Raw genomic sequence first — 21,811 nt, forward strand, 5'->3', positions numbered from 1 at the left:
ATTGTTTCGTCGTGCATAACGCATCGAGGGCAACGACGGCAGCGACAGACGCGGCGCTTCCGCGCACATCGCACCTCACGCACTACGGCCGGACGTCGATGGACGCGTCCGGCCGCTTTTCTTTTGGTCGTCGGGGACATCCGCGACGGCGTAGGTCGCGCGGCGCCGCCCGGCGCGTCACACGCTCATCCGTAACCTTTCGTTACAGACACGACGCACACCGCTTGGGAAAATTTCGCCGTCAGGCGCGTACCCGAGTGATGCCCCTGAGAACGTGCGCGGCGGCGGCCATGCCGAATGCCGCTGTCACACACATGCTCGAGCCGAAACCCGCGCAATTGAGCCCCTGCGGGCCCGCAGCGTGATCGGGCGTGTCGCCTGGCGCGCACACAGCCTCGGGATAGCGAAGGGGTTCGTCGGAGTATACGGCGGGCACGTTGAACTTGGCTTTCGGACCACGGACAAACCCATGTTGCTTGCGCAATTGCGCCCGCACTTTTGCCAGCAACGGATCCTGGATCGTGCGAGTGAGATCGTCGATGCGGATGCGTGTCGGATCTATCTGACCGCCGGCCCCGCCGACGGTGATGAGGCGCTGCGCATGCGCCACGCACCATGCGATCAGCGCGGTCTTCACGCGAACGCTGTCGATGGCGTCGACCACCCAGTCGAATCCGGCGCCCAACATGGCGTCGAGATTTTCAAGCTCCACGAAGTCCTCGACGAGCGTAAGCTGGCAGGCAGGATTGATGGCCATGACCCGCTCGGCCATCGCGGCGACTTTCGGTTTGCCGAAGTTGCCATCGAGTGCGTGCACCTGACGATTGGTATTGCTTTCGGCGACGTTGTCGAGATCGATGAGGGTGAGCCGGCCCACGGCGCTTCGCGCCAATGCCTCCGCCACCCACGAGCCGACGCCGCCGATGCCGATGACGGCCACGTGCGCTTCGCGCAGACGCTCGAGACCGTCGTCACCGTATAAGCGCGCAATCCCGCCGAAGCGGCGGTTCGCGTCAAAATCCACCTCCGATGGCGTGGCGGGCACCGGAGCAACAACGATCGACGGGGTACTGTTCATGATGCGATGGGTAACGTCCTTGAAGTGGCTGGCGATCACGATAGTCGCCATCGTGCTGGCATTCGCGGCGTTCATCACGTGGTTTGACTGGAACTACGCCCGGCCCTTCATCAACCGGGAGGTGAGCACCGCGACCGGACGCCCGTTCGAAATCCGGGGCGACCTCTCGCTGCACTGGCTGGCGCCGAACGCGCAGGCCCCGGGACTGGGGCGCTGGCTGCCGCGGCCTCGCCTGATCGCGAATGATATCGTGTTAGGCAATGTTGCGTGGAGCCAGGAGCCGAACATGATCACGCTCGGCCGGCTCACGTTCTCGCTTGAATGGCTGCCGCTGCTCGACAAGCGCGTGGTGCTGCCGGAAGTCGCGCTCTCCGCGCCGAAGGTGCTCATCGAGGAGCAGGCCGACGGGCGCAACAACTGGACGTTCACCAAGGGTAACGGCGAGCCCTCGCCATGGAAGCTGCGCATCGGCCGCCTGATTCTCGAGGACGGCGTGGTGCGCGCCAGGATCGTGCCACAACAGCTGGACCTGAGCGCCAATATCGCCACCATCGACGGTCAGGCGCCCTACGGCATCGGCGTCACGCTCAAGGGCACGTTCCGCAAGGTCGCCGTGACGGGCAAGGCGCGCGGCGGCGACGTGCTCTCGCTCGAGGACACCGGCGAACCCTATCCGCTCGACGCGAGCGTGCGCATCGGCCGCACCCAGATCGCCGCGAAGGGCACGTTTACCAACCCGGCCACCCTCTCCGCCCTGGACATGCATCTGCGCCTTGCCGGCCCGACCATGGCCGACCTGTATCCGATTACCGGGGTGCTGTTGCCGGAGACCCCAGCCTACGAGACGAACGGCCACCTGTTGCACACGGCGGGCGTATGGCGATACGAACGCTTCCAGGGCAAGGTCGGCCAGAGCGACCTCTCGGGCACGCTGGTCCTGCGCCAGCGCCAGCCGCGCAACCTGCTGCAAGGTGCGGTGGTATCGAATCAACTGCGGCTGGTCGACCTTAGCCCGGTCGTGGGCGGCAAGAACCCGTCGGGCGGCAGCGACCTGAGCGGCAAGACGAAGGCGCCGCCGTCCGACAAGGTACTGCCGGTGGATCCCTTCAAGACCGATCGCTGGCGTACCATCGACGCCGACGTGCAGTTCACCGGCCGCAAAATCATCAAGGACAAGAGCCTGCCGATCGACAACCTCGTCACTCACCTGGTGCTCGACGACGGCGTGCTCTCGCTCAAGCCGCTGGAATTCGGTGTCGCGGGAGGGCGCATCACCTCGAACCTCGTTCTTGATGGCCAGACCGAACCGATGAAGGTCGATTCGCAGGTGTCGCTGCGCCATCTGAAGATGAAGCAGTTGCTGCCCGATGTCGACCTCATGAAAACGAGCGTGGGCGAAGTCAACGGCGACGCGGCGCTCACCGCGACGGGCAATTCGATCGCGGCGCTGGCCGGGTCGTCGAACGGCGAGATCAAGACGCTGGTCGACCGCGGCTCGGTCAGCAAGCTGATGCTCGAATACCTGGGACTGAACGTCGGCAACATCGTGCTCACCAAGCTCTTCGGCGACAAGCAGATCGAGATGCGTTGCGCCGCGGCCGACTTCGCCGTCAAGGACGGCGTGATGGACGCGCGAACGTTCGTGATCGACACCGACGACACGAGCATCGGCGTGACCGGCCAGGTCGATCTCAAGCGCGAGCACTTCAATCTGACGATCCGTCCGGAACCCAAGCACTTCGGCTTGCTGACGTTGCGCTCGCCCCTGTACGTGCGCGGCACCTTCAAGCATCCCGACGTCGGCGTGAACGTGCCGACGCTGGTGGCACGCGCAGGGGGCGCCATCGCCCTGGGGGTGATCGCCCCATACACCGCGCTCATCCCGCTGCTAGAACTCGGCCCCGGCAAGGACAGTCCTTGCGGCGAACTGCTCGCGCACCTGCAACACCCGCCGAGCCGCAATCCTGCCAAGGTCAGGCCGGTGCCCGATGCAAACGGCGTCGAGCGCGCGCCGGGCAAGACCTCCGGCAAGGCTACGCCGTCCGCCTCTGCCCCCGCCTTCGGCGCGAATCGAGACGCCCCTTGATGCCCACGCGGCGCGCGGTTTCGCGGCGACCGGCCCGGCCGCTTCGATCAGGCGGCCAGCCGGGCTACCTGGGATTCCCGGCCGCCGCCGAGCGCCACCCACCGATCCGGCGGCGAATCGACGGCAATGCCCCCGTCGGCCGGAGGGATTTGGTGACGCCACGCCGCTCCCCGGCAACGGCCGCGACGGCAACGCGGCAAAAAAATATTTCACTCCTTAAATATCAAGCACATGGCGTGAGATCACCGCCCTGTCTGGCTTTCGGGGGAGCAACCTCGGCGCGATGCGGCAAATCACCACGTGCGCACAGCGGCCGACTCTTCGATATACTGTCTCGCAACCCCCAATCGCTACAGACCGATAACGATCGTCGTGACCCAGACGCTTTCTCTCGCGGACCTGCGCAAAAACTACGCCCTCGGCTCCCTTTCGGAGAGCGACGTGGCGCCCAGCCCGTTCGATCAATTTCGGCGCTGGTTCGAGCAGGCGCTCGCGGCCCAACTGGCCGAACCGAACGCCATGACACTGGCCACCGTGACGCCCGACGGCAAGCCCGATGCCCGCATCGTGCTCATCAAGGGCGCCGATGAGCAGGGTTTCACGTTCTTCACCAATTACGAGTCGCGCAAGGGGCAGGAACTGGCGGCCACGCCGTACGGTTGTCTGCTGTTTCACTGGATCGAACTCGAGCGCCAGGTGCGCATCGAGGGCCGCGTCGACAAGGTGAGCGAAGCGGAAAGCGACGCCTATTTTCACTCGCGCCCCGTGGGCTCGCGATTGGGCGCCTGGGCATCGGTGCAAAGCGCGGAAGTGGCCGATCGCAGCATCATCGAGCAGCGCGAAGCGGATTTCCGGCGCCAGTTCGGCGACGCTCCGCCGCGCCCGCCGCACTGGGGCGGCTACCGGCTCGTGCCGGAGAGCATCGAGTTCTGGCAAGGCCGCGAATCGCGCCTGCACGATCGAATCAAATATTTCCGGCTTGCCGACGGAACGTGGCGCATAGCGCGCCTGTCCCCATAATCGTAGTGTCGGCGACACCGACGCGGTACGCCTGCCCGCCCGTTTGACGAGGAGACGTCACCGTGCCGTGCGGTACGGATGAAGTTTTTTTGTGACACTTGGAGCACATCCATGTTGTGGGAGAAAAAACTCGAAAACTGGGTCAGCGGCGTCAAGACATCCTCGAATCTGCCGATCCGTCTCGCGCTCTGGAATGGCCAGCATTATGATTTCGGCGCCTTCGATAACCCGAGCGTCACGCTGCGCATCAACGGTCCGGCAGCCATGACGCGCTTGCTGAGTCCCAGCCTCGACAATCTCGGAGAGGCGTACGTGAAGGGCGAGATCGACGTGGAGGGCAAGCTGGCCGACGTCATCGACATGAGCTACGCCCTTGCCGGCAGCAGCCTCACGACGATCGGTCCGCTCGAGCGTGCCGTTCGTCATTTCAATCACAGCAAGAAGTCCGACAAGCGCTCGATCGAGTTTCACTACGACGTGTCGAACGAGTTCTATCAGCTGTGGCTGGACAAGAACATGGTGTATTCGTGTGCCTACTTCGAGCATGGCGACGAAGACCTCGACACCGCGCAGGAAAAGAAGATCGATCACATCCTCACCAAAATCCAGTTGCAGCCGGGGCAGACACTGCTCGACATCGGCTGTGGGTGGGGTGCGCTGGTGATTCGCGCGGCACAGAAGTTCGGCGCGAAGTGTGTCGGTGTGACGCTTTCTCAGAATCAGTTCGATCTGGCCACCGAGCGCGTGAGGAAGCTCGGTCTGGAGAACCAGATCGAGATCCGCATTCAGGACTATCGTGACGTGGATGGCCAGTTCGACCGCATCACGAGCGTGGGCATGTTCGAACACGTCGGACGCAAGAACCTGAAGGACTACTTCGGGAAAATGGCATCGCTGCTCAAGGACGACGGCGTGGCCATGAACCACGGCATCACCTCGACCGATCCGGACAGTGGCGAGACCGCCATGGGCGGTGGCGAATTCATCGACAAGTACGTTTTCCCGAACGGCGAATTGCCTCACATCAGCCTCGCGCTCGAATCGATGCAGCGCGGCGGGCTCGAAGCGAGCGACGTGGAGAGCCTGCGTCGTCATTACGCGCTCACGCTCACACGCTGGTCCGAGCGGTTCGAAGCCCATGCGCCGCGCCTGCGCGAGCTCGCCGGCGAGGAGCGCTTCCGCGTGTGGCGCGTCTATCTGGCGGGTTGCGCGTATGCGTTCGAACACGACCACGTATCGATCTATCAGGTCGTGTGCCGCAAGGCGGGGCAATCGGCCACGCGTCTGCCCTGGTCGCGCCGATACATGTACGAGAATCGATGAGCCAGTTCGATCTGTTTGGCGCACCGCCTGACGAGCCCGCGCCAGGCGGGCGTGCCGGGCAGATCGATGGGACCGAAGCGCCGGCCCCCGCCAAATCTCCCAAATCCCCCACTTCACCGACGCAGGCCGCCGCGGCGCAACGTACATCCGCGGCGCGCCGCGCCGGCGTCGGGGCGGCCGAGGTCTCGTCCGCGATGCGCTCGCTGGGCGCGCAGTTGCCCGGCCATATCCGCCTGGGTACCTCGTCCTGGTCGTTTCCCGGTTGGCGGGGCATCGTGTGGGACGACGATTACAGTGACACCCAGCTCTCGCGGCAGGGGTTGAGCGCCTATGCGCGTCATCCCGTGCTGCGTTGCGTGGGAATCGACCGGTCGTTCTACAAGCCGATGTCGATCGTCGAATACCAGAAGTATGCGCAGCAGGTGCCGGACGACTTCCGCTTTCTCGTCAAGGCCCCGAGCGTGGTGACCGACGCACTCGTGCGCGGCGAGAAGGGTGAAGGGCTGAGCGCCAACCCCTGCTTTCTCGGCGCGCGCATCGCGACCGAGCAATTCGTGGCGCCGTGTCTGGCCGGCCTCGGACCGAAAGCCGGGGTGCTCGTCTTTCAGGTGTCGCCGCTTCCGAACGAGCTGCTGCGCGACGTGCCGGGTCTGGTCCAGCGCATCGAGGCGTTTTTCGCCGCGTTGCCGCCGCTGCCGTCCGGGCAGGTCGCGGCGGACGGCAATCCGCTCCCGGGGCCTTGCTATGCACTGGAGATTCGCGACGGCGCATTGCTCACCCCGCGTCTCATGCGCGCGCTCGGGCAGTTGGGCGTGCGCTACTGTATCGGACTACACGCGCGCATGCCTCATGTCGAGCGGCAGGCCGCAGCGTTGGCAATGCTCGACGAAGCGGGCGCCGGGCCGCTGGTCGTGCGATGGAATCTCAACAGCGCACACCGGTACGAGCAGGCCAAGGCGAAGTATGCACCGTTCGACAGGATCGTCGATCCCGACCCCGTCACGCGCGACGTGCTCGCGGCACTGGCCACGCATTACGCGCTCGCCGGTCATCCCGTCTACGTGATCGTCAACAACAAGGCCGAGGGGTCGTCGCCGCTGTCGTGCGGCGCGCTGGCCGAACGCATCGTGGAGTTGACCCGCGGCGGCTGACGCCCGACGCAAGCTCACCTGCGGACACATCACGGTACCCCGCGCTCGAAAACGACAATGGCCCGAGCCGGCGAAACGCCGGACCCGGGCCATTGTCACGATGCGGCATGCACCAAGCGGCGGATCGCGAGATACCGCGACACCGCCGCGCTCGTCGAGCCGCTACGTCCGACGCGACGTCGTGACGTCGTGACGTCGTTACGCCACGAGATGCGGGATCGGTACGTCGGGGTTCACGTCGGCATCGTAATCCACGCCATCGACCTCGAAGCCGAACAGGCGCAGGAACTCGTGCTTGTAGCCGGCGAAATCGGTCAATTCGTACAGGTTCTCGTCCGTGACCTTGCCCCACAGCGCCGAGACTTCGCCCTGCACTTGCGGCGACAGTTCCTTCTGGTCGGTACGCACGCGCCCTTCTTCATCGAGATGCGGCGTGGCGCCGTACAGGCTGTCCTTGTACAGACCGTAGATCTGCTCGATGCACCCTTCGTGCGTGCCGTTGGCCTTCATCACCTTGAACAGCAGCGAGAGGTAGAGCGGCATCATCGGGATCGCCGAGCTGGCTTGCGTCACGAGGGCCTTCAGCACGGCCACGCGGGCGTCGCCGCCATTCGCGGCAAGCTTGGCGCGAATGCTCAGGACCTTTTCGTCCAGGTCCTTCTTGGCGGCGCCGATCGAGCCGTTCCAGTAGATGTCGTGCGTGATCTTCTCGCCGAGATACGTGAAGGCCGTGGTCTTGGCGCCAGGGGCGAGCACGCCCGCCTCGGAGAGCGCGTCGATCCACATCTGCCAGTCTTCGCCCCCCATCACGGCCACCGTGTTCTCGATTTCCTCCTGCGTGGCGGGCTCGAATACCGACTCCTTCACGACTTCCTTGTCCGTGTCGATGCCGCGCAACGTGACCGACTGCCCCACCGGCTTGAGCACCGAGTTGAACACCTGTCCGGTTTCCGGGTGGGTCCGGCGCGGTGCGGCCAGGCTGTAGACGACGAGATCGACCTGACCGAGGTCCTGCTTGATGGTCTCGATGGTCTTGGCCTTGATTTCCCTGGAGAAGGCATCGCCGTTGATGCTCTTGGCGTACAGGCCCTTTTCGGTGGCGAACTTGTCGAAGGCGGCGGTGTTGTACCAGCCCGGCGTGCCCGGCTTGGTTTCACTGCCCGCGCGCTCGAAGAACACGCCGAGGGTGGCGGCATCGCTGCCGAAGGCGGCCGTGATGCGCGCAGCCAGACCGTAACCGGTCGATGCGCCGATCACGAGCACCTTCTTCGGGCCACCGGCGATCGGGCCCTGAGCCTTCACGTACTCGATCTGTTGCTTGACGTTGGCCTCGCAGCCGACGGGATGGGTGGTGACGCAGATGAAGCCGCGCACGCGTGGCTTGATGATCATGGAAACCTCGTTCACAAAATTCGGTGATGCCGGCTCACCCGGCAAACACCGCGCATTGTAAACGAGGTCGGGGCCGGGCTGCCGGATTCCCGCCTACTCCGGCGACGCCATGGCCGGGCGCTCGCGCCGCTTCGGGAACTGGATCTGCCGGATCCTTCGTACGAGCAACGCCGCCACGACAGCGGCAATGCCAGTGAGCAGCACGCCGGCATGAACGGCGTTCACGAGCGTTTGCCGGGCAGTTTCGACCAGCGGCAAACCGTCGATGCCCATGGCGCGCAGATCCATCAGCAAATCCCCGCGCAGCGCGGGGTCGATCAGAATGCGCGGATCCAGCGCCCGCGCGACGGCGTGCGCTGCCGGCGTGCCTTCGTAGGCCGAGACGGCGCCCGCGACGCCATTGGCGTACCGGTGATTGACCAGCGTGCCCACGATCGTCGTGCCCAGCATGCCGCCCACCATGCGGGTCGACTGCAACAGCGCAGTGGTGATGCCGAAGCGCTCGCGCCCGGCGATTTCCTGACCGAACACGTTCATGTTGTTGAGAATGAAGCCGATGCCGATTCCCGCGCACGCCATGGCCAGCGCCAGCAGGCCGTGCGACGTGTCCCGATGCGCCAGCCCCACGCCCGCCGAGGCCACTGCCAACAGGCAAAAGCCAAGCATCAGCATGTTCGTGGGCCGCGACAGACGCACCACGATCGGCGTATTGATGAAGCTGCCCAGCGCAATGCAGGCGGCGATCGGCGTGGCGATCAGCCCGGCTGCCTGCGGGCTCAGGCCGAAGCCCCCCTGCAACAGCAGCGGCGCAAAGAAGATCAGCGAATACATGACGAAGCCGATCAGTACCGAGAGTGTGAAGAGCACCACGAGCTGCGGATGCCGGAACATGTCGAGGGGCACGATCGGGTGCGTGGCGCGACGCTCGGTACGCAGCAGCATCCAGAAGCCGGCCACGACCGCCGCGATCAGCAACCCGTTGCCGAGCGACGCGCCATGCGCGGGCACGTTTTCGATGAACACCTGAAAGCCGCCCAGCACGACGCCGATCCACAGGGCGCCACGCCAGTCGACGCGCACATCCCCCTGATGTGCCGGCGGGAATTTCGGCAGGTAGCGCCACACGAAATACAGCGCCGCAAGACCGACCGGGAGGTTCACGAAAAACGTCGAGCGCCAGCCGAAATGTTCCGAGAGCAGCCCGCCCAGCGACGGTCCCGCCGCCGTGCCGATACCGTAGGCGGTGGTGATCACGACCTGCCAGCGCACCCGGGAGCGGGCGTCGGGAAAGAGATCGGGCACCGACGCGAAGGCAGTGCCCACCATCATGCCACCGCCCACGCCCTGCAAGCCGCGCGCGAAAACGAGGAACGGCATGTTCGGCGCCAGTCCGCAAAGCAGCGAAGCGAAGGTGAACGTGAGCACGGACGCGATCACGAAGCGGCGCCGGCCGAAATAGTCGCCGAGGCGGCCGAACACGGGCACCGTGACCACGGAAGCGAGCAGATAGATGCTCGCGATCCAGGCGTAGTACTCGAACCCCTTGAGCTCGGCGACGATGGACGGCAGCGCGGTGCTGACGACGGTCTGGTCGAGAGCGACGAGCATGTTGACGAGCGCGATGCCGATCATGGCCATCAGCGCGTCGCGAAAAGGCAGGGGGCGCACGGGGAACTACCTGAAGACTTCATGGAGGGAAGCCGTCATTCTATGCGAAAAATAATGAACATATGAATGGTCCGGGGGCATGGGCTGACACGGGTTGTCGCCCTCCGCCGGTTCCGGTCCCTCTCCCTCTCCCGCCCCCGCGAGCGCGTCGGAAGGCGCACCTGGCCGGGTGCACGGGCGACGTCTTCGGCCCGGCGGGACGACACACGGGCCGGCATGACGAAAATTCAACGCCACGCCAAGGCAGATTCAGGCCGGTGCCACCGCGGTCGTCTTCGCTGCAACGAGGCATCGTCCGATACCGTTTTCGGATACGGCTCGCGCCCGCCGCGCCGCAGGCCGGGCATCATCGACGTGCGTCCCGGAAATCGGCAGGCACAGGCCCATTCCCGAAAACCTTGCCCCAGCAACGGCCTCACCATCGCTCGACGTTCGGGAAAGCGTCGCCGTCACTTCTCAGGAGATCCGCCCATGAAACATCGCCAGGAGCGCGAGGGCCATCACAAGCCCGCGCCGGCCGCCACACGACCGCGCACCGTCGCGACCGCACGCCCCGATCTGCCCCAGGCGTTGCCTTGTTCGGGCTACGTGGTCTGGTTCCACGAGAGCCGGACGTTCCTCGATATCCGCTTCGACCCGCATCGCTTCGAAATCGTCACGACGCGTGTGCCCGGCGCCGACGACGCGTTCTACTTTGACAGCCCCGGCGCGGCGCGCGGCCACGCCCAGGACGCGGACGAACCCTGTCTGGTCCTTTTTGCCGCGACGGCAAGATCTCCTGTTCGCGTAATCGAGTGACCGTGCCGCGGCGCAATTCGCGATGATCGACGGCGGCTTCGTCGCCCTCCGTCCCGCCCGTTGTGTTCCGTTGTGGCCTTTCGCGTCCTGACGATCCCTGTCGCGCGCTGCCCAGCGCCATACCGTCCCACGCTGTATCGCCGGACACCGTCAGGTCGAGGCACTTTCCGTTCGCGCCGAAGTGCTTCGGCATCGGCGTCCGATCCATCCATGATTCCCGCGAGGTATGCAACATGCCGTTTCTCGCCTTGGCCATCCCCATGACGCGCGTCGGCGCGACGTCATACGACGCCGACGCCGGCGCTTCCCGCCCCGAGGTTCTCGTCGACCTGCATCGCATCGGAAACCGAGTCCACGCAACGACGTCGCAGTCGCCATCACAGGTGCCGTCAAGCCGAACGTGGAGAACGCCCCCCACGTCGCCCGGCACATCCCCAACGGCGACAGCGATACCGACGCCCGCGTCGGCGCGGTCATCGACGCCGGCGGCATCCGTCTCGCCGACAACTGTATCGACAGCCGAATCGACAACGGCAGCAACAACCGCAGCAACAACCGCTCCCGGCACCGCACCGATGCCTCTTGATCGATTTCGGAAGACGGTTTATCGATGTCAGGCAGTGCCGGTGAGCGACTATTTCGAGCGCGCGCTCGCTACGCTCGTTACCCCTGATGGAGCATGTGCCGCGGAGGACCGGGCGAGCAACGCCGAACTGCGCGCCATGCTGCGCGACATTCTGGCGCTCCACCCGAATGCGGCGGAACTTGATGTGGATGGGTATCTCAGGACGCTCGGACTGGCATCGTTGCTGCGCGACGAACCCGAATTCCTGCCAGGCAGTTTCAGGGCGCTCTGTCACGACATGGGCGCACGCAGCGTGGCCATTGGCCGCTTCGCCTTCCCCGACCTCGATGCGCCGGGCGACGCCGAGCTCCTGTTCGCCGGGCAGAGCGAACTGACCTTCCTGCACGAGGGCAACGCCTGCGCGGCACGCATTCGACGCGACCACGCCACGGTGCTCGCCTTCCACTATCGTGCCGCCGGGATGGAAGGACACACCACGCTGCCGCCGACCGGGCTCTCACTGACGGACTTGGACGACACCACGCTCTCTGACTTCACCGCGCAGTTGGTGCGCTGCGGTGCGCGTGGCGAACCGCGACGTCCGAGGCGTGCCGCTCGACCGGGCAAGCTCGATGCGGCCATCGACCCCATGCAGACGGGGCCCTGCACGCTCCTGTGAGCCGGCGCAAGCCGCGCCGGCCACCGTGGTGCCTCGTCAGGCCGCCGGCTTGAGGCGGCGAGCGAATTTCTCGCGGAATTTCTTGAGCTTCGGCGCGACCACATAGGCGCAGTAGCCCTGGTCGGGATGCTGGCGGAAGTAATTCTGGTGGTAGGCCTCCGCAGGCCAGAACGTCTGCGCCGGCACCACTTGCGTGACGATCGGGTGCGGATACGTCATTTCCGCCATCAGCTCGGCGATGAGGTGTTCGGCCGCCGTCTTCTGCGCCTCGTCGTGATAGAAGATCGCAGACCGATACTGCGTGCCGATGTCGTTTCCCTGGCGATTGAGGGTCGTCGGATCGTGAATCTGGAAGAACACGACGAGCAGTTCCTCGAAGCTCACGACGTCGGGATCGTAGGTGAGCTGCACCACTTCGGCATGGCCGGTCTCGCCCTCGCAAACCTGCTCGTAGGTCGGATTGTCGACCTTGCCGCCCTCGTAGCCCGAAACCACGGACTTCACGCCGTCGAGCTGCTGGTAGCAGGCCTCGAGGCACCAGAAACAGCCACCTGCGAGCGTGGCAACTTCGGTACGGGTATCACGCGGAGAGTTCGTCTGCACTGTCATCTTGACCTCGCTTGTCGACTGCGTTCGTGCGGCGGCGCACCAAACGAATAGGGCGGGCGATCGAGGGTTCGATCGCCCGCCCTATTGTCGCGCAGAACGCCGGTGAACGGCGCAAATAACCCTATATGCGGTTCATGCCGTTCATGCCGTTCAAGCGGCTCAAGCCGCCACTTGCGTGATCAGCGGATGCAGCAGCCGCGCGCCGACGCGAGCGGTGAGGCCATCGCGATCGTACGTCGGGTTGTACTCGGCAATGTCCGCCACGCGCAGCTTGCCCGAGCGGCGCACCACGCCGATGAGCGCCTCCACGACCTCCAGCGCAACGCCGTGGGCCGCGGGTGCCGACACGCCCGGTGCCTTTTCGCCCGGCAGCACGTCCATGTCGATGGTCAGGTACACGTGCCGGACCTGCGCAAGCTTCTTCTCGAGCGCTTCGCACATCTGCGGCAGCCGATGCGCAAGCATCGTCTCGTCGAGCCAGTAATCGACATTCAATGCGTTCGCCCGCTCGAATAACGCACCGGTGTTGCTGTAGCGGCTCACGCCGAGGCATGCGTAGTGAAACGGTGCCTGACGCCCCGCGAGCAACTGCGAGATCTGCCAGAACGGCGTGCCGGAACTCGCCGTCGGCTGTGCACGCAGATCGAAGTGCGCATCGAAGTTGAGGATCAGGATCGGTTCGTCGCGCAGGCGATCGCCATAATGCTCCGCCACCCCGAGGAACGTGCCGTAGGCGATCTCATGCCCGCCGCCCAGAACCACCGGACGCGCGCCCGCGGCGAGCACTTCGGCCACCCGATGGCCGAGCGCGGCTTGCGCCGCTTCGAGACGATCGTCCGCACAGACGATGTTGCCACCTTCGAACACGGCGGGCGTGCCCTGAACCGGCAGGCTCGCGAGCGCGCGACGCAGCATGTCGGGGCCGGCCACGGCGCCCTGACGTCCATGATTGCGGCGCACGCCTTCGTCGCTGCAAAAGCCCAGCACGACGGCACCGCCGGCCACCTGCGCCGCGTCGTAGTCGCGCAGCACCTGATGCAGACGCAGGGTGTGGCCGGTCTCGCCGGTATCCACGCGGCCTTGCCAGACCGCTCGATCGATTGTCATACGTTTGCCCGCCTTGCCTTACCGTGCGATGACTGCTTGCAGGAATTCCCGCGTACGCGCCTCGCGCGGCGCGGTGAATATCTGATCGGGAGCGCCGGCTTCGATGATGCGGCCCTGATCCATGACGACGACCACGTCGGCCACTTCACGGGCGAAGCCCATTTCGTGCGTGACGACGAGCATCGTCATGCCATCGTTCGCCAGCGCCTTCATCACCTGCAGCACCTCGCCCACGAGCTCCGGGTCGAGTGCCGAGGTCGGCTCGTCGAACAACATGACCTGCGGTTGCATCGCGAGCGCGCGGGCGATTGCCACACGCTGCTTCTGGCCGCCCGAGAGCGTGCCCGGGAACACGTCGGCCTTGGCGGCCAGCCCGACCTTGGCGAGCAGCTCGCGGGCGAGCTTCTCGGCATCGGCGCTCTTCATGCCCCGCAGCTTCTTCGGCGCGAGCGTGACGTTGTCGAGCACCGTCAGGTGCGGGAACAGGTTGAACGACTGGAACACCATGCCGACATCGGTACGCAGCTTGTTGAGCGCGCTCTCGCCGATCATCTTGCCGTGGTCGACGAGCTTTTGACCGACGATCTCGATGGTGCCCTCCTCTGCGGTCTCCAGCCCGTTGCAGCAGCGCAGGAACGTGCTTTTGCCCGAGCCACTGGGGCCGATGACGACGACCACCTGACGCGCATCGACTTCGAAGTCGATGCCCTTGAGCACCTGATGGCTGCCGTAGGCCTTGCCCAGCCCCTCGATCTTGAGAATCGGGCCGCCGAATTCTTTCTTCACTTCGCTCATTGCACGGCACCTCCGGCACGCAGGGACTTCTCGGCGCGCTGCAGCAGCAGCGTGGTCGTGCCGGTCAGAATCAGATAAACAAAGGCGATCGCCAGATACACTTCCAGCGAACGGTACGACACGCTGATGATCTTCTGGCCTTCGTGCATCACGTCGTGAATGGTGAGCAGCGACACGAGCGCGGAGTTCTTGATCAGCGCAATGAATTCGTTACCCAGCGGCGGGATCATGCGCACGATCGCCTGCGGCAGGATCACCGAACGCATTGCCATGCCATAGGGCATGCCGAGCGAACGGGCGGCTTCCATCTGGCCGCGCTCGATCGACTGGATGGCGCCACGCACGATTTCCGAGACATAGGCACCGCTGTAGATGCCCAGACCCAGTACACCGCACATGAACGCCGGCAGCAGAATGTTGAACTGAGGCAGACCGAAGAACAGGATGAAGAGCTGCACCAGCAGCGGCGTGCCACGAATGAACGTGACGTAGGCGGTACAAATGCCGTAGCGAATGCGATGCGCCGGGTTCAGGCGGCCCATGCCGACCAGCAAACCCAGCACGCAGCCCAGCGCCAGGGCGCAGGCCGTTACCTCGACGGTAACGAGCGCGCCCCGCGCGAGGTCCTGCCAGTTTGCCCACACCGGCGAAAAATCGAGTTCCATGCGTACTCCGTCAGTTGCTCTACTGCTTTATTGCGCTATTGCTATGTGGCTGCGGCGGGCGCCGCCCTTCGCGCGGAAGTCGCGGCCCGCCCGCCAGATGTTGCGTACGCGGCGCGCTTACTTCGCGGAGCCGAAATACTTCTTGACCAGCTCGGCATAGGTGCCGTCGGCACGAACCTTCTCGAGCGCCTTGTTCATGTCGTTGGTCAGTTCGGTGTCGCCCTTGCGCACGGCAAAGCCATAGCGCTCCACGGTCAGCGTCTTGTCGAGCACCTTGACGCTCGGGTTGGCCTTCGCGTACAGCAGCGCCGCCGGCTTGCCGGTCACGGCGGCGTCGGCACGGCCGATCTTCACGAGTTCGAACATCTGATCGTTCTTCTCGACTTCCACGCGCTCGACCTTCGGGAAGTTTTCCTTCAGGAACTGCACCGACTTCGTGCCCACCTGCACCGACACCTTCTTGCCGGCGAGATCGGCCGGGTCCTTGATGGTGTTGTTGTCCGCCTTGACCATGATGGCCAGGCCGCCGGTGTAGTACGGGTGCGTGAAGTTCACGACCTTCAGGCGCTCATCCGTGATGTAAATCGCCGAAGCGGCCACATCCACGCGCTTGGACAGCACCGCCGGAATCAGGCCCTTGAAGTCGATATCCGTCCATTCGACCTTCTTGCCCATGGCCTTGCCCAGCGCTTCGATCATTTCCACGTCGAAACCGGTGCGCTTGCCGTTTTCCACGTATTCGAACGGCGGGAACGTCGCGTCGGTGGCAACGCGCAGCACGTCGGCGGCGGCGAAAACCTTGCTCGAGCAGGTGACGGCCAGCGCCATCGTGAAGAGGATGTGACGCAATTTCATCTGGTACTCCTTCGTGTAGTCTCGGTCGGATAACCGGTTAAAAGTACTGCAATCGATTTGAAATACGCTCGGCTGCGGCCACCGTGAGGCGGATCAGCTCTTCGTGGCGCTGGGCCACACGCACGGCCGGCGCCATCAGGGTGATGGTGCCTTCCAGACGTTCCTTGGCGGCAAATACCGGGGCCGACACGCCCCAGACGCCGAAGTCGACTTCGCTCTCGGACACCGCATAGCGCTGCTTGCGGATCTCCTCGATCTGCGCCGCCAGGCGCTCCTGGGCCACCGGCTGGCCAGCGAGCTGGCGACCGATCAGCGTGTCGCGCGTGGCCGGCGGGAGAAACGAGAGCAGCGCCTTGGCCGATGCGCCATGCACCAGCGGATGCGCACGCCCCTTGGCGAACGAACAGCGCAGCGATTGCTCGCTCTCGTGCATGTCGAGGCAGACGACCTGCCCATTGGCCGCCACGAGCAGACCGACGGTCTCGCCGGTGCGCTGCACGAGCGCTTCGATTTCCTCGCGTGCCTGCGTGACGAGATGCGAGTTGTGGTCGAATCCCCATGCCAATTGCACGCCGACCGGCCCCGGTTCATAGAGCGCCTCGTGGGCGTGCTCCTGCACCAGGCCCCACTTCTTGAGCGGGACGAGGTGGCGGTAAACCGTGGAGAGCGGCAAGCCCGTTTGCGCGGCGATCTCGCGTGCCGCGATCGGTCGTCCATGACGCGCCACGGTCACAAGGACCTGCAGCACGCGCTCGGAGACCGAATGCGCTTCGGTGGTGTCCATCGTCTTGAAAACAGAAGAAAGCAAAAAAATCAGCGGACTAGACCGCCGATGACGACATGGGCGCTATCTTGCGATGCAATTCCCAAACTCAAAAATTCGATTCTCATCGGATGGTAACAAATTGGGAGATTACGCATAGGGATTTTCCCTTATGCATCGCGGAAGCTATCCAGAAAAAAGCGCCGAACCCTTGTCGCGACAAGGTGTTCGGCGCTTTTAAGCGAAAACCGAATAAAACTTCTGATTACCGACTGCGGGTTGTGCTTCGCGAATCGGGGGCGTTCGAGAGCCACGCGATGAGAATGGGTTTCTGCACTTTCCCAAGGGCACTCTTCGGCAGCGTGTCGAGCATGACCACGCGTCGTGGCAACTTGAAGCGCGCGATGCGAGTGCCGAGAAACGCCAGCACGCTCTGCGGCGTGGCCTCGGCCTCCGGCGAACCGGGGTTGTCCTGCCCGGTGGCAGTTGCCGCGGGCACGATCACGGCCACAGGCACTTCCCCCCACTGCTCGTCCGGCACGCCGACGACTGCCGCCTCGAGCACGCCCGGGCAGTCGACGAGCGCATTCTCGATTTCCGCCGGATAGATGTTCTCGCCGCCGGAGATGATCATGTCCTTGCTGCGGCCCACGACCTCGAAGCAGCCGTCGTCGCGCAAACGCGCCAGATCGCCCGAATGAAACCATCCGTCGCCGAACGACGGGTGGTTCGGCGCGCGCCAGTATTCGCGCATCACGTTGGGCGCACGCACGAGGATCTCCCCCACCTCGCCCGGCGCGACATCGTGCCCGGCGGCGTCGGTCAGGCGTACGTCCACCCCCGGGCATGCGCGCCCCACGGCGCCGGGGTGCGCCTTCGCCTCGCCGAAGCGCAGCGCTATCGACACCGGGCCGGTCTCCGTGGCGCCATAAACCTGACCCAGCGGGATGCCGCGTGCGTGAAAGGCGTCGATGGCCGAGAGCGGGATCACGCTCGAGCCGGCCATCACACCGCGCAGCGAAGACAGATCGGTCGACGCCCACGCCGGATGCAACTGCACGGCGCGCATGGTGGCCGGCACCATCAACGATAGCGTCGGGCGGTACCGCTGAACGTCCGCGAGCCAGGCCGACGGATCGAAACGAGGATGCAGCGTTACGCTCGCGCCGCACAGCAGCGCGGGCAACGTCTGAATGCACAGCCCGCCCACGTGGAACATCGGCAGCGTGGACAGCACGTGATCGCCTGGGGTCATTTCGTGCGCCCACCAGCTCGCCCACGCGTTGGCCAGCAGACCGGCCTGGGTGTGCAGCGCCCCCTTCGGCTCGCCAGTCGTCCCCGACGTGTAGGCAAGCAACACGGGGGCGTCGGGGGCAACGTCGGGGTAGTCGACCGGCTTGGCCGACGGCACCGCAATGAGCCCTTCGAGCGGTGCGATCGCCGGGGGCGGAATATCGGTGATGGCGTCTTCTTCCAGTCGATCGCGAATCTGGCGGGCCGCTTCGCGGTGCATCGCGTCGAACCACAACACGCGCACGCCCGCGTGGCGCACGATGGCGGCCAGTTCGGGCACCGCCAGACGGAAGTTCAGCGGCAAGAAGATCGCGCCGGCGCGTGCGCAGGCGAACAGCAGCGCCAGTTGCAGTTCGTCGTTCAGTCCCAGGCATGCGACCCGATCGCCCGGCGCGATGCGCCAGGTCTCGCGCAAATGCCCGCCGACACGCTCGATGCGTCGCCACAGCGCCGCGTAATCCGTCGGCTGGGCTTCCTCGCCAACGCCGCAGCGCAACGCCAGCCGTTCAGGCGTGGCGCGGGCGTGACGGACAAGCGCTTCTACGAAAGGCGTCAACTTGTGCTCCGTAACTAGGAAAACGATGCAGCGCCCACGACGACCCCTCCGGGCGGATCGTCACGGCGACGAAACGGCTCCGGCGGTGTCGGTGCCCGCCGGGATGCGCCGGCAAGCGTAGGGACCGCCGCGCCTGCAACACTCACTCGTCGCGCTCGCCCGGTTCGTAGAGCGCTTCGCGGCCGATGCGATCGAGACACAGCTCGGCCGTCCAGGGCAGCATCAGGGCGCCGCAGCGCGAATCGCGGTACATGCGCTCGAGCGGCAGCGTCTTGAGCATTGACTGTCCGCCGCAGGTGCGAATGGCCAGCCGGCAAAGCTCGTTGGCATTCTCCATGATCGTGTACTGCGCCGCATAGGCGCGCAGGCGCGCTTCCTTGCCCGGATCGGCGCGGCCGTCCTGCAATGCACGCAGGAACAGCGCGCGCGTTTGCTCGAGCAGGATGTGCATTTGCGCGACGGCGATCTGCTTGGTCGGATACATCCGGCGCTTGACCGGCGCGCCCATGCCGGGCGCTTCGCCTCGCAGGTATTGGATGGTGAAATCGTAGGCCGCCTGGGCGATACCCATGTACGTCGGCGAGAGCGTCATGAACATGTGCGGCCAGCGGCTCGCGGCCTGATGGTAGATGCCGCGCGGCATCAACTGCAGCTCGTCGGGCACGAACACGTCCTTGAAGAGCAACGTGCGCGAGACCGTGCCGCGCATGCCCAGCGGATCCCAGTCGCCTGTGACGGTCACGCCCGGCGCGTCGCCCGGCACGGCGATGTAGAACGTGTCCTTCATCGACAGCTCGGGCTTGTCTTCGGTGCAAAGCACGCCGTAGTAGTTGGCGGCCCCCGAGAGCGACGCGAAAATCTTGCGGCCATTGATCTTCCAGCCGCCCTCGACCTTGGTGGCCGTGGTGCCGAACGGTGCCTTGCCCGCCGCCGCGGCACTGCCCTCGGAGAACGGCTGCGCGTAAATCGCGCCGTCCTGGATCACCCGGGCGAAGTGGTGCTCGCGATAGCGCGCATGCTCGGCGCGTTGCTCGGGCGTCATGTCGAGATCGTCAGCGAGAATCCCCGTCCACATCATCGAGCACGTGTGCATGTTGAAGGTGAGCGCCGTCGCGCCGCAGTGACGGCCCAACTCGGCGGAGACCATCATGTACGTGGCGAAGTCGGCACCCAGACCGCCGTCCGCTTCGGGAATGCACAGCTTGAGCAAGCCGGCGGCGCGCATGTCGTCGTAGTTCTCGAACGGGAACGACGCTTCGCGGTCCCAGCGCGCGGCGCGTGGCGCGAGCGACTCGCGCCCCACCTGCTCGGCCAGCGCCAGCAGGCGTCGCTGCTTGTCCGTGAGCGGGTAATGCTCGCCGACGATCGAAGGGGGCTGATAGGCCACGGTAGTCTCCTGGAGGGTTCTAGAGTGTTGCGAGGAAAGCGCGCACTTCGGCGTCGAATGCCGCCGCGTGCGTCAGATTCATCAGATGCCCGGCGCCATCGAGGCAGACGTAGCGCACGCGCGCCCGGGCGTCGGTGATGGCCTCGGCCATGCGCGCCATCACCTTCGGCGGCGCGTTGGTGTCATGCTCGCCCGCGACGAGCAGCACCGGCACGGCGAGCCGCGCGAGCGCCGCGCGCTGCTCGAAGCCCACCAGCGCCTGCAGCGCGGCGCGATACGCCTCGGGGCTGAGGGCGCCCATGGCGTCGACGGCGAGCGCGCAGGCAGCGTCACGCGTGACTTCGTCCGGTTCGCCAAGCATGCCGGGCACGATCGACTGCGCCATTTCGCGCAAGGTCTTGCCCGCGTCGAGCGGCGCGGTGCGCTGGCGCACGAACTCGCGCTGGAAGTCGCCGTCCGGCTTGCCGAATGCCGGCGAGGTGCCGCACAGCACCAGCCCGGCGATGTCTCGCGTGGAAGGATCGCCGCGCGCCATCAATTCCTGTGCGACCATCCCGCCCATGCTGTGCCCCACGAGCACGAATCGCGACGGCCCCAGCGTGTCGAGCAGCGCGCGAAGGCTGTCCGCCAGCGACGCCATCGTCGGCGCGGCTGGCATCGCGCTCTCGCCGTAGCCCGGCATATCCCATGCCGCGACACGGTATCCCGCGTTGACGAAGGTCTCGAATTGCGCGGGCCAGACGTCGCGATTGCCGCCAATGCCGTGCAGCAGCACGAGCGTCAGCGCACCGGTGCCCGACACGCGGCAGGCAGGCACGTGCGGGCTCATGCTGCGAACTCGCCCTGCAACTGCCCGTCGCGCACCACGACGTCGCCGTCGAGCGCAATCGTGCAGTGCCGCAGTGGCAAGTCGAAGTGGCCCAGCGTGTGACGGCCCGCCACCTCATTGGCACCGGTGGAATACAGGAAGTTGCCGGCAAACGCGCGCTGTTCGGTGCCGTTGCAATCGCGTTTGTCGTAGCACGCGAGCGCGTCCCAGCGCGCGCGTGGATTCAGGCCGAACCCGACGTGCGAGACCGCATACGCTTCGCGATCGCCCCATGCGGCAAAGTAGTCGCGCATCAAGTCGACGTCGACGCCTTCGCCGTCGATCGCCACGACGTAGTCGTCCTCGATGCTCAGAACGATCCGGTCGCGCACATACTGCTTGAACGTGAGGTTGATGTCGCCGGGCGCCAGTACGAGCTGCCCGTTCACGCTGTGCGCGGCGGGAAACGCCAGGGCCAGGCCGCCGGGCCAGTGGGCGACCTGTCCCGGCTTGGCGCACCATCCCCACACCCCGCCGACTCGTGCGTCACGCAGACTGACGCGAAGGTCGGTGCCCGCGCCGGAGCGCACATGCATTTGCTCGGCGCCGCGCAAGCGCTTGATCGCCGCGCGCACCTTCGGCTCGAGGGCCGGATCGGTCGCACAGCGTTCCAGGATTTCCGGATGTTCGTTGGAGACCATCAGCACGCGCGCGCCGCCGCCGAGAATCTCCGGCAATTCGGGGGCGTGAAGCAGGCCTTCGACCGTGCAGTCGACCACGAGCCTCGCAGCCTTTAGCGCGGCGACAACCGGTGCCAACCGACCGAGCGCATCGCTCGCGCCCGTGGAGCGCACCGGCACCGGCGCACTTAGGCGCGGGCTGGGCACGACCAGCCGGAAGGGCCTTGCGCCCAGCGATTCGGCGGCAAGCTGCGCCAATTCCACGTTGACAGGCCGGGATTGCGTTTCGGCTACAATCGCCACCACGTCGCCGGGTCGTATGTCGCAGCGCCGCAAGGTCTCGGCAAATACATCGATCCACTTATGCTCGATTCGCTCGATCAGCATATCGTCTCCTGAGCGTCTGACCCTCCTGCCCGCCAGGGGCTACGCCCCGTGGCGCACCGTCGGCCGTCACGCGTCTTGTCGATCTGTTGTTCGTGCCATAGTATATGAATATTCATACAAATCAACCCGATCAAATTTGCCGGACG

General features: G+C 65.4%; 20 protein-coding genes. 7 read left to right on the plus strand and 13 right to left on the minus strand.

What is annotated here, in order from left to right; genetic code table 11:
• Positions 1-241: 241 nt before the first annotated feature.
• On the minus strand, positions 242-1,078 hold the full coding sequence (locus tag PMO31116_RS10890) for a tRNA threonylcarbamoyladenosine dehydratase (protein WP_150566735.1): 837 nt from the start codon (positions 1,076-1,078) through the stop codon (positions 242-244).
• A 52-nt stretch (positions 1,079-1,130) separates the two neighbouring features.
• Between PMO31116_RS10890 and PMO31116_RS10895 the strand changes: the two genes are divergently transcribed.
• The 4 genes from PMO31116_RS10895 to PMO31116_RS10910 all read left to right on the plus strand — a co-directional run bounded on the left by PMO31116_RS10895 (position 1,131) and on the right by PMO31116_RS10910 (position 6,658).
• Positions 1,131-3,164: an AsmA family protein gene (locus PMO31116_RS10895; RefSeq protein WP_246185244.1), complete on the plus strand. Its 2,034-nt coding sequence runs from the start codon at positions 1,131-1,133 to the stop codon at positions 3,162-3,164.
• A gap of 372 nt (positions 3,165-3,536) precedes the next feature.
• Positions 3,537-4,184, plus strand: a complete 648-nt coding sequence (pdxH, locus tag PMO31116_RS10900; RefSeq protein WP_150566736.1) for a pyridoxamine 5'-phosphate oxidase — start codon at positions 3,537-3,539, stop codon at positions 4,182-4,184.
• A gap of 111 nt (positions 4,185-4,295) precedes the next feature.
• Positions 4,296-5,507, plus strand: coding sequence for an SAM-dependent methyltransferase (locus PMO31116_RS10905; RefSeq protein ID WP_150566737.1), 1,212 nt, complete (start codon positions 4,296-4,298; stop codon positions 5,505-5,507).
• Positions 5,504-6,658 carry a DUF72 domain-containing protein gene (locus tag PMO31116_RS10910; RefSeq protein WP_150566738.1) on the plus strand — a complete coding sequence of 385 codons (1,155 nt, stop codon included), beginning with the start codon at positions 5,504-5,506 and terminating at the stop codon, positions 6,656-6,658. Before PMO31116_RS10905 ends, PMO31116_RS10910 begins: the two co-directional genes overlap by 4 nt.
• A gap of 198 nt (positions 6,659-6,856) precedes the next feature.
• Here the strand turns inward: PMO31116_RS10910 and fabV are convergent, their stop codons facing one another.
• Entirely contained in the window at positions 6,857-8,050 is a 1,194-nt protein-coding gene (gene fabV / locus PMO31116_RS10915) for an enoyl-ACP reductase FabV (RefSeq protein WP_150566739.1), read from the minus strand.
• A gap of 93 nt (positions 8,051-8,143) precedes the next feature.
• Entirely contained in the window at positions 8,144-9,682 is a 1,539-nt protein-coding gene (locus PMO31116_RS10920) for an MFS transporter (RefSeq protein ID WP_150566830.1), read from the minus strand.
• Positions 9,683-10,189: 507 nt separating this feature from the next.
• Here PMO31116_RS10920 and PMO31116_RS10925 point away from each other — a divergent pair.
• From PMO31116_RS10925 to PMO31116_RS10935, 3 genes are all read left to right on the plus strand, one after another.
• Positions 10,190-10,516, plus strand: coding sequence for a hypothetical protein (locus tag PMO31116_RS10925; protein ID WP_150566740.1), 327 nt, complete (start codon positions 10,190-10,192; stop codon positions 10,514-10,516).
• A 400-nt stretch (positions 10,517-10,916) separates the two neighbouring features.
• Positions 10,917-11,102: a hypothetical protein gene (locus tag PMO31116_RS10930; RefSeq protein ID WP_150566741.1), complete on the plus strand. Its 186-nt coding sequence runs from the start codon at positions 10,917-10,919 to the stop codon at positions 11,100-11,102.
• A gap of 40 nt (positions 11,103-11,142) precedes the next feature.
• The gene (locus PMO31116_RS10935; RefSeq protein WP_150566742.1) at positions 11,143-11,760 is read left to right on the plus strand and encodes a hypothetical protein; all 618 of its coding nucleotides are present in this window, start codon (positions 11,143-11,145) and stop codon (positions 11,758-11,760) included.
• A gap of 36 nt (positions 11,761-11,796) precedes the next feature.
• On the opposite strand, the gene msrA is transcribed toward PMO31116_RS10935, so the two are convergent.
• The 10 genes from msrA to PMO31116_RS10985 form a co-directional block, all read right to left on the minus strand.
• Positions 11,797-12,369, minus strand: coding sequence for a peptide-methionine (S)-S-oxide reductase MsrA (msrA, locus tag PMO31116_RS10940; RefSeq protein ID WP_150566743.1), 573 nt, complete (start codon positions 12,367-12,369; stop codon positions 11,797-11,799).
• Positions 12,370-12,528: 159 nt separating this feature from the next.
• Positions 12,529-13,476, minus strand: a complete 948-nt coding sequence (hutG, locus tag PMO31116_RS10945; RefSeq protein WP_150566744.1) for a formimidoylglutamase — start codon at positions 13,474-13,476, stop codon at positions 12,529-12,531.
• A gap of 18 nt (positions 13,477-13,494) precedes the next feature.
• A complete protein-coding gene (locus PMO31116_RS10950) occupies positions 13,495-14,271 on the minus strand; it encodes an amino acid ABC transporter ATP-binding protein (RefSeq protein ID WP_150566745.1) in 777 nt (258 codons plus the stop codon).
• Positions 14,268-14,936, minus strand: a complete 669-nt coding sequence (locus PMO31116_RS10955) for an amino acid ABC transporter permease (protein WP_150566746.1) — start codon at positions 14,934-14,936, stop codon at positions 14,268-14,270. The genes PMO31116_RS10950 and PMO31116_RS10955 overlap by 4 nt, the downstream gene beginning before the upstream one ends.
• Positions 14,937-15,053: 117 nt before the next feature.
• Complete coding sequence (locus PMO31116_RS10960) at positions 15,054-15,791, minus strand: transporter substrate-binding domain-containing protein (protein WP_150566747.1); 738 nt, start codon at positions 15,789-15,791, stop codon at positions 15,054-15,056.
• A 37-nt stretch (positions 15,792-15,828) separates the two neighbouring features.
• Complete coding sequence (locus PMO31116_RS10965) at positions 15,829-16,575, minus strand: IclR family transcriptional regulator (protein ID WP_023594940.1); 747 nt, start codon at positions 16,573-16,575, stop codon at positions 15,829-15,831.
• 244 nt (positions 16,576-16,819) lie between these two features.
• Positions 16,820-18,403, minus strand: coding sequence for a class I adenylate-forming enzyme family protein (locus PMO31116_RS10970; RefSeq protein WP_150566748.1), 1,584 nt, complete (start codon positions 18,401-18,403; stop codon positions 16,820-16,822).
• 142 nt (positions 18,404-18,545) lie between these two features.
• Positions 18,546-19,790: an acyl-CoA dehydrogenase family protein gene (locus tag PMO31116_RS10975; protein WP_048806418.1), complete on the minus strand. Its 1,245-nt coding sequence runs from the start codon at positions 19,788-19,790 to the stop codon at positions 18,546-18,548.
• 19 nt (positions 19,791-19,809) lie between these two features.
• Positions 19,810-20,619, minus strand: a complete 810-nt coding sequence (locus PMO31116_RS10980; RefSeq protein WP_150566749.1) for an alpha/beta fold hydrolase — start codon at positions 20,617-20,619, stop codon at positions 19,810-19,812.
• Positions 20,616-21,665: a 2,5-dihydroxypyridine 5,6-dioxygenase NicX family protein gene (locus tag PMO31116_RS10985; RefSeq protein ID WP_150566750.1), complete on the minus strand. Its 1,050-nt coding sequence runs from the start codon at positions 21,663-21,665 to the stop codon at positions 20,616-20,618. The genes PMO31116_RS10980 and PMO31116_RS10985 overlap by 4 nt, the downstream gene beginning before the upstream one ends.
• Positions 21,666-21,811 lie beyond the last annotated feature (146 nt).

Origin of the sequence: Pandoraea morbifera (assembly GCF_902459575.1) — a bacterium.
Lineage (GTDB): Bacteria > Pseudomonadota > Gammaproteobacteria > Burkholderiales > Burkholderiaceae > Pandoraea > Pandoraea morbifera.

Coding starts and splice junctions, on each gene's coding strand:
- hutG (WP_150566744.1), bottom strand. CDS start 13,476: ATGACAATCGATCGAGCGGTCTGGCAAGGCCGCGTGGATACCGGCGAG.
- PMO31116_RS10890 (WP_150566735.1), bottom strand. CDS start 1,078: ATGAACAGTACCCCGTCGATCGTTGTTGCTCCGGTGCCCGCCACGCCA.
- msrA (WP_150566743.1), bottom strand. CDS start 12,369: ATGACAGTGCAGACGAACTCTCCGCGTGATACCCGTACCGAAGTTGCC.
- PMO31116_RS10950 (WP_150566745.1), bottom strand. CDS start 14,271: ATGAGCGAAGTGAAGAAAGAATTCGGCGGCCCGATTCTCAAGATCGAG.
- PMO31116_RS10925 (WP_150566740.1), top strand. CDS start 10,190: ATGAAACATCGCCAGGAGCGCGAGGGCCATCACAAGCCCGCGCCGGCC.
- PMO31116_RS10980 (WP_150566749.1), bottom strand. CDS start 20,619: ATGAGCCCGCACGTGCCTGCCTGCCGCGTGTCGGGCACCGGTGCGCTG.
- PMO31116_RS10910 (WP_150566738.1), top strand. CDS start 5,504: ATGAGCCAGTTCGATCTGTTTGGCGCACCGCCTGACGAGCCCGCGCCA.
- PMO31116_RS10985 (WP_150566750.1), bottom strand. CDS start 21,665: ATGCTGATCGAGCGAATCGAGCATAAGTGGATCGATGTATTTGCCGAG.
- PMO31116_RS10965 (WP_023594940.1), bottom strand. CDS start 16,575: ATGGACACCACCGAAGCGCATTCGGTCTCCGAGCGCGTGCTGCAGGTC.
- fabV (WP_150566739.1), bottom strand. CDS start 8,050: ATGATCATCAAGCCACGCGTGCGCGGCTTCATCTGCGTCACCACCCAT.
- PMO31116_RS10960 (WP_150566747.1), bottom strand. CDS start 15,791: ATGAAATTGCGTCACATCCTCTTCACGATGGCGCTGGCCGTCACCTGC.
- PMO31116_RS10905 (WP_150566737.1), top strand. CDS start 4,296: ATGTTGTGGGAGAAAAAACTCGAAAACTGGGTCAGCGGCGTCAAGACA.
- PMO31116_RS10955 (WP_150566746.1), bottom strand. CDS start 14,936: ATGGAACTCGATTTTTCGCCGGTGTGGGCAAACTGGCAGGACCTCGCG.
- PMO31116_RS10920 (WP_150566830.1), bottom strand. CDS start 9,682: ATGATCGGCATCGCGCTCGTCAACATGCTCGTCGCTCTCGACCAGACC.